The following is a 13,485-nucleotide window of genomic DNA, read 5'->3' as shown; positions in this document are numbered from 1 at the left end:
AAGCGAAGTCAATTGCGGACTGTCCAGGAGCTGCCCGTATGGCGCTCACCGTGAACACACTGATCTTCAGTCGAAGATGGTTTTGTTTGTTAGTCCCGAGCCTCAAACCGTTTCTGGTGGAGGCAGACGGGATCGAACCGACGACCTCATGCTTGCAAAGCACGCGCTCTCCCAGCTGAGCTATGCCCCCTTCCAGAGACGAATGCTCAACATTGAGAACCAATGTTTTGCAGATGCGATGCTGTCGCACGAGATGTCGACGTAAGCAGCAGCTTCAAAAGTAAAGCGCGCAAATATGGTGGGCCTGGGAAGACTTGAACTTCCGACCTCACGCTTATCAAGCGCGCGCTCTAACCAACTGAGCTACAAGCCCTAACAACAAAGGGCAAAGCTCTGCGCTCAGCACGACCTTGCGATCGACTGTAAGCGTCACGAGCACGCCCCAGCGTGTGTTCGTCCGCGAAGAAAGAGAAACGAAGACGGCGGTGCCCCGCCAATGCAGCTCAGACATTGATCCAATGTCTGGCCACTGATGTTTCAAAAGAGGATCGATAGAGCAAGCTCTGAAGATCCATCCTTAGAAAGGAGGTGATCCAGCCGCAGGTTCCCCTACGGCTACCTTGTTACGACTTCACCCCAGTCGCTGACCCTACCGTGGTCAGCTGCCCCCTTGCGGTTAGCGCACTGCCTTCAGGTAGAACCAACTCCCATGGTGTGACGGGCGGTGTGTACAAGGCCCGGGAACGTATTCACCGTGGCATGCTGATCCACGATTACTAGCGATTCCAACTTCATGGACTCGAGTTGCAGAGTCCAATCCGAACTGAGACGGCTTTTTGAGATTTGCGAGAGGTCGCCCTTTTGCATCCCATTGTCACCGCCATTGTAGCACGTGTGTAGCCCAGCCCGTAAGGGCCATGAGGACTTGACGTCATCCCCACCTTCCTCGCGGCTTATCACCGGCAGTCTCTTTAGAGTGCTCAACTAAATGGTAGCAACTAAAGACGGGGGTTGCGCTCGTTGCGGGACTTAACCCAACATCTCACGACACGAGCTGACGACAGCCATGCAGCACCTGTGCTCCAGGCTCCGAAGAGAAGGCTCCATCTCTGGTGCCGGTCCTGGACATGTCAAGGGCTGGTAAGGTTCTGCGCGTTGCGTCGAATTAAACCACATGCTCCACCGCTTGTGCGGGCCCCCGTCAATTCCTTTGAGTTTTAATCTTGCGACCGTACTCCCCAGGCGGAATGCTTAAAGCGTTAGCTGCGCCACTAGTGAGTAAACCCACTAACGGCTGGCATTCATCGTTTACGGCGTGGACTACCAGGGTATCTAATCCTGTTTGCTCCCCACGCTTTCGTGCCTCAGCGTCAGTTATGGACCAGTGAGCCGCCTTCGCCACTGGTGTTCTTGCGAATATCTACGAATTTCACCTCTACACTCGCAGTTCCACTCACCTCTTCCATACTCAAGATTCCCAGTATCAAAGGCAGTTCTGGAGTTGAGCTCCAGGATTTCACCTCTGACTTAAAAACCCGCCTACGCACCCTTTACGCCCAGTGATTCCGAGCAACGCTAGCCCCCTTCGTATTACCGCGGCTGCTGGCACGAAGTTAGCCGGGGCTTATTCTTACGGTACCGTCATTATCTTCCCGTACAAAAGAGCTTTACAACCCTAGGGCCTTCATCACTCACGCGGCATGGCTGGATCAGGCTTGCGCCCATTGTCCAATATTCCCCACTGCTGCCTCCCGTAGGAGTTTGGGCCGTGTCTCAGTCCCAATGTGGCTGATCATCCTCTCAGACCAGCTACTGATCGTCGCCTTGGTAGGCCGTTACCCTACCAACTAGCTAATCAGACGCGGGCCGATCTTTTGGCGATAAATCTTTCCCCGTAAGGGCTTATCCGGTATTAGCACAAGTTTCCCTGTGTTGTTCCGAACCAAAAGGTACGTTCCCACGTGTTACTCACCCGTCTGCCACTGACACCGAAGTGCCCGTTCGACTTGCATGTGTTAAGCCTGCCGCCAGCGTTCGCTCTGAGCCAGGATCAAACTCTCAAGTTGGACTTGAAACTTTAAACCGGCATAATCACAACGTTTGACGAGGATCCCACCATTCTACGTCGATCAGACCGAAGCCCAACCAACATGCCGTCCGCGCTTCACAGCGCAAAAACAGCGATGGTGTTTCCTTGTAAAAAACGTAGTGCCGCCGAAGTCTTTCGTCCGGTCTCACAATAACAAAACCGAAGTTTCGTCATGCGAGACCCGCAAGGACTCCGCCGTCCACGTTTCTCTTTCTTCTTCTCAACTTGTCAAACAGCCCGACGCGAAAGCGTCACCTCCTCTGGCGAGGAGAAAATCTCGATCTTTGATCTTCCGTGGAAGATCGCTTCAGAATGAGACCTAACAGGTCGGCATCTCGTGGATGCCTGCGCCCCGAAGGGAGCGAACCAGTAGACCCTCCCGAAGAAGGAAGCAACCTCTTTTTTCAGAATTTTCATCAGCCCGTCATTTCGGCGGAGCGATGAATCCTTCTGAAGAAGGAGACCGTGACGCTTCTATTCCTAGAAGCCCCACACCTTACCCTCGACGCAAAATCAACAACCGACAACTGATCGATTGTTGATGCACACTTCGAAGTGAAGGAGCTTACCGAGTGGTTTGCGTCCCGGGCCGTTGGGCCCCGGCGCCGCCGCGCTCAGTGGCCGTCTTATAGGGGCTGGCTCCTGAAACTGTCAACGCTGAATCGTCAGAAACTTGTCGCACCAGATTCATGCGCGATCCGTCGCGAGATTCGCTTGCAGCGCAGCGGTTTCCACCATGTTCGCTGTGTGGAAATTGCTGCGTTTTGCGAGCAGGCGCGCAAACTTTTTTTGCGCCACGATGATTTTCTTTATCGCATTGCGATGCTGAGAGCTCACGCGAACGAGCTCGCAGCCTGCGATGACACGTCAGTCGTCGCGCATGATGGCAGCAAATGCCTCGAAATATTTTTCGACGCGATCGGTTGTCTCGGCGGATGAATGTGAAAGCGCGCTTGTCGTGACGGCTTCGAACTTCGACGCGACCTTCAATTTTCTCTTCACAGCAATATGCGATGAGACGATGCACGCTGCGGCACACGATCGAACTGCATCAGATATCCGCCTGGACGCGCAATCGCCGGATCATGTCGCTGGATTCCGCGAGCAATGCGGGCACATCGATGCGGGTGTGACGACCATTCTCCTTGTGCACCACGCCGTCGATCATGACGAAATCGACATCATTGGGGCGCGCGCCATGAGTCAGCAGGAAATCCACGTTCTTCACAGGGCTGGTGTTAAGCGCGTCCGATCGCACAGCGATGATGTCGGCGCGCTTGCCGACAGTCAGACTGCCGACAAGCTTGCCGAGACCGAGCGCATCGGCACCGCCCATGGTGGCCCATTGCAACACCGTTCGATCCGACAACGCGCCCTGCTTCTCGGCCATGCCGGCAGCGAGATCCGCAGTCACCCGCATGACGCCGAACATGTCGGCATTGCCGGCCAGCACCATATTGTCGACCGACAGACTCATGGGCACACGCGCATCCATCATCTGCGCCAGCGGCGGCACGCCATAGCCGACTTCGAGCTCGGTCCACGGACTGATCGACAGCGGTGATTTCGTCTCGGCGAGCAGGCGCAGATCGGACGGGCTCGCATGGGTCGCGTGGACCAGCAGCACGTCCGGGCCGAGCAGTCCTTCACGATTCAGGATCGAGATGCCGGCCATGCCGCCAGCGGCGCGATCCGATGCGATATGCGCAGTGATCGGCAGCTTGAATTCGCGTGCCGCCGCCCATTCGCCGCGCCACACCGCGGGCTCGCAGCGATCGGGGCCCCGCGCGCAGATGCCGAGAGACACCAGGCTTCGATTGTTGAGGCCGAATTCATCGGTCTTCATGATCTCGATGCCATCGAGATCCATCAGCACGCCTTTGCCGATCGATTGCGGATAGCCATACGAAAAGCGGCCGCGCAGGCCGCTGGCTTTCTGTGCATCGAGTTCGGCATCGGCGAAATCGCGCGCCTTGATGTTGTGCGCCCAGTTATTGACCGTGGTGATTCCGCTTTGCACGGCCTCGGCGCAAGCGAGCCGCACGCTGAGCGCGCTGGCTTCGGGCGTCCACACCCGCGACAGCGCACCCATGGATTTTGCAAACGGGCCGAGCCGCGTATGGCCGAACCCGCGCGCAATGGAATTCCACATATGCCAATGGGTATCGACGAAGCCGGGCATGATCACGCGGCCGCTCATGTCGCGACGTGGCACGCCGGGTGCTGCAATCGACGGCGCAACAGCGACAATCGCACCATTGCGGATATGCACATCGCCCTTCGAAAGATCACCGATGACGGGATCGAGCGAGAGCACATAGCCGCCGGTCAACACCTGCTCGTTCTGTGCTGACGTTTGCGCGCGCGCCCTCGCTGGACAGGCGCCGGAGATCACGGCGGCAGAGCCGCCAAGCAGAAGGTCGCGTCGAGAGATCGCCAAGGCCGGCTCCGGTCGGAAGTGATGTCGCGCGAACAGATGCGCGTGACGATCACTAACGTCGCGATGCAACAGGACGATCCGCGGAGAGGCACAATCTGCAACGGCGTTTCGTCGCAACACGAGAGGTTGCCAGTGCGCCGGCGCTGCGACGTGCGCTTGAAGCGACGACACTCCGCCCCTCCTGGTAAGGAGCGTATCAGGGATCGGCCCACTCAATTCCTGATCCTGAGGAACCCCAACCTCCGTCCCTCATGGTGAGGAGCGCGCTTTTTGCGCGCGTCTCGAACCATGAGCTGGCTGGATACAGCGCGTGCGGCCATCCTTCGCGACGCGTCCTGCGGACGCTCCTCAGGATGAGGGCGGCGTGTGTGGCGCTGCTGCTCGCACGGGGCGTCTCAACACCATGAGGGCGGAGTGTTTGGAGTGATTGTCGTAAGTGTCGCCAAACGCAAAAACGCCGCGTTCCATTTCTGGAGCGCGGCGTTTTTGGTGTGTGATCATCGTAGAGGAATTTGAGACGTGTTTGTCCTTTGCAGGCCTGGCAGCGACCTACTCTCCCAGGGCTTAAGCCATAGTACCATTGGCGCTGAGGAGTTTAACGGCCGAGTTCGGGATGGGATCGGGTTGAGGCTCCTCGCTAGAACCACCAGGCCGGCGAAGGACAAAGCTGAAGCAAATAACTCTAAGCGTTTTACGCTGTTTGGTCTTTCTAAGGAGACGCGATGCGTCTCTCGTCATCATTTTCAGAGGTCATGCTGATCCATGGACATTGAAAATGAGAGCAATCAAGCCAATCGAACGATTAGTACCGGTAAGCTACATACATTACTGTACTTCCACATCCGGCCTATCAACGTGGTCGTCTTCCACGGTTCTCAAGGGAATACTCGTTTTGAGGTGGGTTTCCCGCTTAGATGCTTTCAGCGGTTATCCCGTCCGTACATAGCTATGCTGCACTGCCGCTGGCGCGACAACAGCTCCACCAGAGGTACGTTCATCCCGGTCCTCTCGTACTAGGGACAAATCCTCTCAATATTCCTACACCCACGGCAGATAGGGACCGAACTGTCTCACGACGTTCTGAACCCAGCTCACGTACCACTTTAATCGGCGAACAGCCGAACCCTTGGGACCTTCTCCAGCCCCAGGATGTGATGAGCCGACATCGAGGTGCCAAACGACGCCGTCGATATGGACTCTTGGGCGTCATCAGCCTGTTATCCCCGGCGTACCTTTTATCCGTTGAGCGATGGCCCATCCACGCGGGACCACCGGATCACTATGACCGACTTTCGTCTCTGCTCGACTTGTTGGTCTCGCAGTCAGGCAGGCTTATGCCATTATACTCAACGAACGATTTCCGACCGTTCTGAGCCTACCTTCGCACGCCTCCGTTACTCTTTGGGAGGCGACCGCCCCAGTCAAACTGCCCACCATGCGCTGTCCCGATCCCAGATGATGGGATGCGGTTAGATATCCATAACCATTAGGGTGGTATTTCACATTGCGGCTCCACCACGGCTGGCGCCATGGCTTCAAAGCCTACCACCTATTCTACACAAACAGTCACGAATACCAGCGCAAAGCTACAGTAAAGGTGCACGGGGTCTTTCCGTCTGACCGCAGGAACCCCGCATCTTCACGGGGAATTCAATTTCACTGAGTCTATGTTGGAGACAGCGGGGAAGTCATTACGCCATTCGTGCAGGTCGGAACTTACCCGACAAGGAATTTCGCTACCTTAGGACCGTTATAGTTACGGCCGCCGTTTACCGGGGCTTCAATTCAGAGCTTGCACTCCTCCTCTTAACCTTCCGGCACCGGGCAGGCGTCAGACCCTATACGTCATCTTGCGATTTCGCAGAGCCCTGTGTTTTTGTTAAACAGTTGCCACCCCCTGGTCTGTGCCCCCAATGCACACTTGCGTATGCACTGGGCCTCTTTATCCCGAAGTTACAGAGGTAAATTGCCGAGTTCCTTCAACATAGTTCTCTCAAGCGCCTTGGTATACTCTACCAGTCCACCTGTGTCGGTTTCGGGTACGGTCTAATGTGGGGGCTATTTCCTGGAACCTCGTCGAGGCCCGACCAATCCAATAAGGTCGAACAACATAAGAGATCCGTCACCACCCACTGGCTCACGAATATTCACGTGATTCCCATCGACTACGCCTTTCGGCCTCGCCTTAGGGACCGGCTAACCCTGCGAAGATTAACTTTACGCAGGAACCCTTGGACTTTCGGCGACACTGTCTTTCACAGTGTTTGTCGTTACTCATGCCAGCATTCGCACTTCTGATACCTCCAGGCGCCCTCACGGGTCGCCCTTCGCAGGCTTACAGAACGCTCCGCTACCGCGTACACTTGCGTGCACACCCTAAGCTTCGGCTCGTGGCTTGAGCCCCGTTACATCTTCGGCGCAGGAACCCTTATTTAGACCAGTGAGCTGTTACGCTTTCTTTAAAGGATGGCTGCTTCTAAGCCAACCTCCTGGTTGTTTTGGGATTCCCACATCCTTTCCCACTTAGCCACGAATTAGGGGCCTTAGCTGTAGGTCCGGGTTGTTTCCCTCTCCACAACGGACGTTAGCACCCGCTGTGTGACTCCCGGATAGTACTCGTGGGTATTCGGAGTTTGATTGGGGTTGGTAAGACGGTAAGTCCCCCTAGCCCATTCAGTGCTCTACCCCCCACGGTATTCATCCGAGGCGATACCTAAATATCTTTCGCGGAGAACCAGCTATTTCCCAGTTTGATTGGCCTTTCACCCCTAACCACAGGTCATCGGAGCCTTTTTCAACAGGCACCCGTTCGGTCCTCCAGTGAGTGTTACCTCACCTTCAACCTGCCCATGGCTAGATCACTAGGTTTCGGGTCTAATACAACGAACTTAACGCCCTATTCAGACTCGCTTTCGCTGCGCATACACCTATCGGCTTAAGCTTGCTCGTTAAATTAAGTCGCTGGCCCATAATACAAAAGGTACGACGTCACCCAGAACGTATCTTGGGCTCCGTCTGTTTGTAGGTATCCGGTTTCAGGTCTATTTCACTCCCCTCGTCGGGGTGCTTTTCACCTTTCCCTCACGGTACTAGTTCGCTATCGGTCAATGAGGAGTACTTAGGCTTGGAGGGTGGTCCCCCCACGTTCAGACAGGATTTCACGTGTCCCGCCTTACTCGAGGCTACATCATCGCATTACTCGTACGGGGCTATCACCCTCTGAGGCGCAGCTTTCCTGACTGCTTCCGATTGTCTTTGATGTAACACTGGCCTGGTCCGCGTTCGCTCGCCACTACTAACGGAGTCTCTGTTGATGTCCTTTCCTCCGGGTACTTAGATGTTTCAGTTCCCCGGGTTCGCTTAAAACCCCCTATGTATTCAGGAGTTTCATACCTTCAACTGATAACCGAAAATCCAAAATCACCGTCACTTGCGTAACGACGACCTTAGAGTTTCGGCTATCGAAGGTGGGTTTCCCCATTCGGAAATCTATGGATCAAAGCCTCTTCGCGGCTCCCCATAGCTTATCGCAGCGTAGCACGTCCTTCATCGCCTCTCATTGCCAAGGCATCCACCGAATACCCTTAAGACACTTGATTGCTCTCATTATCAATATCCACACACTCGGCAGAGTTTGCTGCAAGCTGCCCTGCGTCGAAACGCAAGATCCGCCCGCGACGCGGTCAAGCATCACGAACTTCAAGCAGCTGGATATGATTTAGAAAGACCAGTTATTTGCTTCTCAAAATCGAACCGATGGCAATGCGGTCAAGCTTCACCAGAACGGATCAGTCACGGAAGCGAGCAAGTCCTAAAACCTGCAAGCGTTCGTTCTGATCCGGGAGATTACACAGCAATCCCCGGACTTGCGTCCCAGGATCCTGTTCGGATCGATTTCCTCTTTACGATGTCATAAATCCCGCAAGCGGCATCAGTGATGCTGCAAGCGAAGTCAATTGCGGACTGTCCAGGAGCTGCCCGTATGGCGCTCACCGTGAACACACTGATCTTCAGTCGAAGATGGTTTTGTTTGTTAGTCCCGAGCCTCAAACCGTTTCTGGTGGAGGCAGACGGGATCGAACCGACGACCTCATGCTTGCAAAGCACGCGCTCTCCCAGCTGAGCTATGCCCCCTTCCAGAGACGAATGCTCAACATTGAGAACCAATGTTTTGCAGATGCGATGCTGTCGCACGAGATGTCGACGTAAGCAGCAGCTTCAAAAGTAAAGCGCGCAAATATGGTGGGCCTGGGAAGACTTGAACTTCCGACCTCACGCTTATCAAGCGCGCGCTCTAACCAACTGAGCTACAAGCCCTAACAACAAAGGGCAAAGCTCTGCGCTCAGCACGACCTTGCGATCGACTGTAAGCGTCACGAGCACGCCCCAGCGTGTGTTCGTCCGCGAAGAAAGAGAAACGAAGACGGCGGTGCCCCGCCAATGCAGCTCAGACATTGATCCAATGTCTGGCCACTGATGTTTCAAAAGAGGATCGATAGAGCAAGCTCTGAAGATCCATCCTTAGAAAGGAGGTGATCCAGCCGCAGGTTCCCCTACGGCTACCTTGTTACGACTTCACCCCAGTCGCTGACCCTACCGTGGTCAGCTGCCCCCTTGCGGTTAGCGCACTGCCTTCAGGTAGAACCAACTCCCATGGTGTGACGGGCGGTGTGTACAAGGCCCGGGAACGTATTCACCGTGGCATGCTGATCCACGATTACTAGCGATTCCAACTTCATGGACTCGAGTTGCAGAGTCCAATCCGAACTGAGACGGCTTTTTGAGATTTGCGAGAGGTCGCCCTTTTGCATCCCATTGTCACCGCCATTGTAGCACGTGTGTAGCCCAGCCCGTAAGGGCCATGAGGACTTGACGTCATCCCCACCTTCCTCGCGGCTTATCACCGGCAGTCTCTTTAGAGTGCTCAACTAAATGGTAGCAACTAAAGACGGGGGTTGCGCTCGTTGCGGGACTTAACCCAACATCTCACGACACGAGCTGACGACAGCCATGCAGCACCTGTGCTCCAGGCTCCGAAGAGAAGGCTCCATCTCTGGTGCCGGTCCTGGACATGTCAAGGGCTGGTAAGGTTCTGCGCGTTGCGTCGAATTAAACCACATGCTCCACCGCTTGTGCGGGCCCCCGTCAATTCCTTTGAGTTTTAATCTTGCGACCGTACTCCCCAGGCGGAATGCTTAAAGCGTTAGCTGCGCCACTAGTGAGTAAACCCACTAACGGCTGGCATTCATCGTTTACGGCGTGGACTACCAGGGTATCTAATCCTGTTTGCTCCCCACGCTTTCGTGCCTCAGCGTCAGTTATGGACCAGTGAGCCGCCTTCGCCACTGGTGTTCTTGCGAATATCTACGAATTTCACCTCTACACTCGCAGTTCCACTCACCTCTTCCATACTCAAGATTCCCAGTATCAAAGGCAGTTCTGGAGTTGAGCTCCAGGATTTCACCTCTGACTTAAAAACCCGCCTACGCACCCTTTACGCCCAGTGATTCCGAGCAACGCTAGCCCCCTTCGTATTACCGCGGCTGCTGGCACGAAGTTAGCCGGGGCTTATTCTTACGGTACCGTCATTATCTTCCCGTACAAAAGAGCTTTACAACCCTAGGGCCTTCATCACTCACGCGGCATGGCTGGATCAGGCTTGCGCCCATTGTCCAATATTCCCCACTGCTGCCTCCCGTAGGAGTTTGGGCCGTGTCTCAGTCCCAATGTGGCTGATCATCCTCTCAGACCAGCTACTGATCGTCGCCTTGGTAGGCCGTTACCCTACCAACTAGCTAATCAGACGCGGGCCGATCTTTTGGCGATAAATCTTTCCCCGTAAGGGCTTATCCGGTATTAGCACAAGTTTCCCTGTGTTGTTCCGAACCAAAAGGTACGTTCCCACGTGTTACTCACCCGTCTGCCACTGACACCGAAGTGCCCGTTCGACTTGCATGTGTTAAGCCTGCCGCCAGCGTTCGCTCTGAGCCAGGATCAAACTCTCAAGTTGGACTTGAAACTTTAAACCGGCATAATCACAACGTTTGACGAGGATCCCACCATTCTACGTCGATCAGACCGAAGCCCAACCAACATGCCGTCCGCGCTTCACAGCGCAAAAACAGCGATGGTGTTTCCTTGTAAAAAACGTAGTGCCGCCGAAGTCTTTCGTCCGGCCTCAATCCATCAACACCAGCTTGCGCCGAATGCCTCCGAACCGAGACCCGCAAGGACTCCGCCGTCCACGTTTCTCTTTCTTCTTCTCAACTTGTCAAACAGCCCGACGCCGGAGGCGTCAAAATCTCTCTCAACAATCTATTCGACAACAATTCAGCAGCCGAGACCTATCGGCTACTTCATCACTGTCGCGATGTTGATTTCCGGAGCGCGTCAAACCGCCCGGGCCGTTGGGCCCCGGCGCCGCCGCGCTCAGTGGCCGTCTTATAGGGGGGGACGACCGGACCTGTCAACGCGTTTCGTCAGAAAATCGTCACGCAGTGCCGAAGAATCTTCGCAGGCGGAAAAGCGTAGGTTTATCAGCGCTAACGCCGCATCAAAGCCACATTGATCCGGCGTTCTGACGCGGCCTTGGATGAAGATTCTTTGTCGGAACCGCGAAATCTTTTCGGTTCCGGGACCGGAAAATCCATCCCCGGCGGCTGCGACGACGGCGACATGGTGATCTGTCTGGCGATCAGTGGATGGATCGCTATAGAAGGATCGCCGGACACGCAGCCTGGACGACATGTGCAAGACGGTAACAGCCTCTCTGCAGCATTGACGATTTGACCTTGGGCCAGCATTTTGGCCCGCGCCGTGCGATCATCCATGCGACCGAGCCAGGGAAGCTTCGTCGCCGGACGCCGGCACTTTGGGGGACTACGGTTTGAACCACGGACTGTCACGCAGTGGCGCCTATAATCGTGAGACCGGGATCATCGATCTCGGCCACGAGCCGCCACTCTCCGTTGATGGCTCCGAAGCCGCGGTGATCGATCGCCGTCGCGTCTCCGTCCAATGGTTCTCCGGCACGATTCTGACAGGTCTCTGCGGCGCGGCTCTGATCGGCGGCGCCGTTTTCGCGTCGCTCGATGGCGAGATGACATTCGCCAAGCTGCCCGAGCGCGTGGAAAGCGCGCTGCGCGGCGCTGTCAGCCCGGGCGACAAAGCCAGCCTGCATAAAGCCGATCGCCTGCCGCCGCCGAGCGAAGCATCCGCCGCGCGCCAGGTATTCCGCGTCTCGACAGTGACGCGCGTCGGCAATCGCGATGTGATGCGCGTGCGGCCTTACGTCAAAATCTCCGGCAATCTGGTGATGGCGACCAGCGATCTCTCCGCCAAGGTGCCGGCCTTCAACGCGCAGCGCCTGCTCACCGATGTCGGTGGCGCACAGCCGACGGCGGAAGATGCCGGCAACACCACCGAGACCGCCGAGCCCGATGCCGAAGTCTCCTTCGTCACCCGCGATCTCGCGCAGGTGCTGCCGAAAGCCAAGATCGCCGCATCGGTCGCCATTGACGACGTCCTGATGCGCGTGCGCGATGCCTCGAACTGGCGCGGCCAGGGCGGCGTGCGTTACGCCTCCATCGGCGGCGCGCAGGATTACAGCGGCGCCGGCAGCGAAATGAAGATGGCCTATGCGGCCGAAGGCAATGTGGCCGATCCCTATGCGGGCTTCGAGACCCGCATCGTGCCGGAAAACGTCACCCTCCTCGCCAAGACCAAGGAGCAGATCACCGGCGGCAATCCCACCGGCGAACGCATCCATATCGTCAAGAAGGGCGAGACCGTCCCCGGCATCCTGCGCGATCAGGGCGCTTCCCCGGAGGAAGCCCGCCAGATCGCGCTGACGCTCGGCGCCAAGGGCCGCGATGGCGGCCTGCGCGAAGGCCAGAAGCTGCGCATCCTGATGGCGCCGGCCGGTCCCGGCCTGCGCCTGATGCCCTATCGCGTCGTGGTCGCGACAGACGCAACGGTCGAAGCCGTGGCCGCATTGTCCGATCTCGGCAAATATGTCGCCGTCGATGTCTCGACCATGAATACCGCGACCCAGGTCGCCGCTCCCAATGACGATGACGAGGAAGAGGACGACGGCACCGGCGTCCGCCTCTATCAGAGCATTTACGAGACGGCCCTGCGCAACAAGGTGCCGGCCACCGTCATCGAGGACATGATCAAGATCTATTCCTACGATGTCGACTTCCAGCGCCGCGTGCAGCCGGGCGATAGCTTCGACGTCTACTTCGCCAGCGAAGACGAAGGCTCCGCCAATCCCGATCGCAACGAGGTGCTGTTCGCCTCGCTCACCGTCGGCGGCGAAACCAAGAAATATTATCGCTTCAAGACCGACGACGATTCCGTGGTCGATTTCTATGACGAGACCGGCAAGAGCGCGAAGAAGTTCCTGGTCCGCAAGCCCGTCAACAACGCCATCATGCGCTCCGGCTTCGGCGGCCGCCGCCATCCCATCCTCGGCTACACCAAGATGCATACGGGCGTGGACTGGTCCGCCCCCTATGGCACGCCGATCTTCGCCTCGGGCAATGGCGCCATCGAGAAGGTGGGCTGGGAAGGCGGCTACGGCAAATATATCCGCGTGAAGCACAATAACGGCTACGAGACCGCCTATGGCCATATGTCGGCCTTCGCCAAGGGCATGGAGCCCGGCAAGCGCGTCCGTCAGGGCCAGGTGATCGGCTTCGTCGGCTCCACCGGTCTGTCGACCGGCGCCCATGTGCATTACGAAATCCTGGTCAATGGCCGCTTCGTCGATCCCATGCGCGTGCGCCTGCCGCGCGGCCGCTCGCTGGAAGGCCCGATGATGGCGAGCTTCGAGAAGGCGCGCGACCAGATCGATACGCAGATGAACCAGCGCGGCTCGGCGCGGGTGTCGGATGCGACCGGCAGCACGGGTGTGGCTACGCCGCCGCAGACGCGGTCGATCACCACGCGCTGA

The 13,485-nt window shown here is 56.8% G+C and carries 4 protein-coding genes, 4 tRNA genes and 4 rRNA genes; 2 read left to right on the top strand and 10 right to left on the bottom strand.

The window, feature by feature from the left end; translation table 11 throughout:
• Window positions 1–114: 114 nt before the first annotated feature.
• The 3 genes from AC1RQ5_RS04845 to AC1RQ5_RS04835 form a co-directional block, all read right to left on the bottom strand.
• Window positions 115–190, bottom strand: a tRNA-Ala gene (locus AC1RQ5_RS04845).
• Window positions 191–296: 106 nt separating this feature from the next.
• Window positions 297–373: transfer RNA gene (locus AC1RQ5_RS04840), tRNA-Ile, on the bottom strand.
• Between the two features lie 208 nt (window positions 374–581).
• A 16S ribosomal RNA gene (locus AC1RQ5_RS04835) occupies window positions 582–2,066 on the bottom strand.
• Window positions 2,067–2,803: 737 nt separating this feature from the next.
• On the opposite strand from AC1RQ5_RS04835, the gene AC1RQ5_RS04830 reads away from it, so the two are divergent.
• Entirely contained in the window at window positions 2,804–3,028 is a 225-nt protein-coding gene (locus AC1RQ5_RS04830) for a hypothetical protein (protein ID WP_493197318.1), read from the top strand.
• Between the two features lie 112 nt (window positions 3,029–3,140).
• On the opposite strand, the gene AC1RQ5_RS04825 is transcribed toward AC1RQ5_RS04830, so the two are convergent.
• The 7 genes from AC1RQ5_RS04825 to AC1RQ5_RS04795 form a co-directional block, all read right to left on the bottom strand.
• Complete coding sequence (locus AC1RQ5_RS04825) at window positions 3,141–4,529, bottom strand: amidohydrolase family protein (protein ID WP_493197316.1); 1,389 nt, start codon at window positions 4,527–4,529, stop codon at window positions 3,141–3,143.
• A 536-nt stretch (window positions 4,530–5,065) separates the two neighbouring features.
• Window positions 5,066–5,180 (bottom strand): 5S ribosomal RNA (gene rrf / locus AC1RQ5_RS04820).
• A 130-nt stretch (window positions 5,181–5,310) separates the two neighbouring features.
• A 23S ribosomal RNA gene (locus AC1RQ5_RS04815) occupies window positions 5,311–8,128 on the bottom strand.
• Window positions 8,129–8,587: 459 nt separating this feature from the next.
• Window positions 8,588–8,663: transfer RNA gene (locus tag AC1RQ5_RS04810), tRNA-Ala, on the bottom strand.
• A 106-nt stretch (window positions 8,664–8,769) separates the two neighbouring features.
• Window positions 8,770–8,846, bottom strand: a tRNA-Ile gene (locus tag AC1RQ5_RS04805).
• Between the two features lie 208 nt (window positions 8,847–9,054).
• Window positions 9,055–10,539 (bottom strand): 16S ribosomal RNA (locus AC1RQ5_RS04800).
• Together the 16S, 23S and 5S rRNA genes with 2 tRNA genes alongside form the textbook arrangement of a ribosomal RNA operon.
• A gap of 532 nt (window positions 10,540–11,071) precedes the next feature.
• A complete protein-coding gene (locus AC1RQ5_RS04795; protein ID WP_493197314.1) occupies window positions 11,072–11,359 on the bottom strand; it encodes a hypothetical protein in 288 nt (95 codons plus the stop codon).
• 56 nt (window positions 11,360–11,415) lie between these two features.
• Between AC1RQ5_RS04795 and AC1RQ5_RS04790 the strand changes: the two genes are divergently transcribed.
• Entirely contained in the window at window positions 11,416–13,485 is a 2,070-nt protein-coding gene (locus AC1RQ5_RS04790; protein WP_493197312.1) for a M23 family metallopeptidase, read from the top strand.

The sequence above is a fragment of the Tardiphaga sp. GW821-FHT12E02 genome, from assembly GCF_058807155.1.
The sequence above is the reverse complement of the archived record's forward strand: the minus strand, read 5'-3'. Positions and strand labels throughout refer to the sequence as shown.

What these genes read in the sequence shown, in the direction of transcription:
- AC1RQ5_RS04795 (WP_493197314.1), bottom strand. Translation starts at nt 11,359, where the DNA reads ATGGATGATCGCACGGCGCGGGCCAAAATGCTGGCCCAAGGTCAAATC.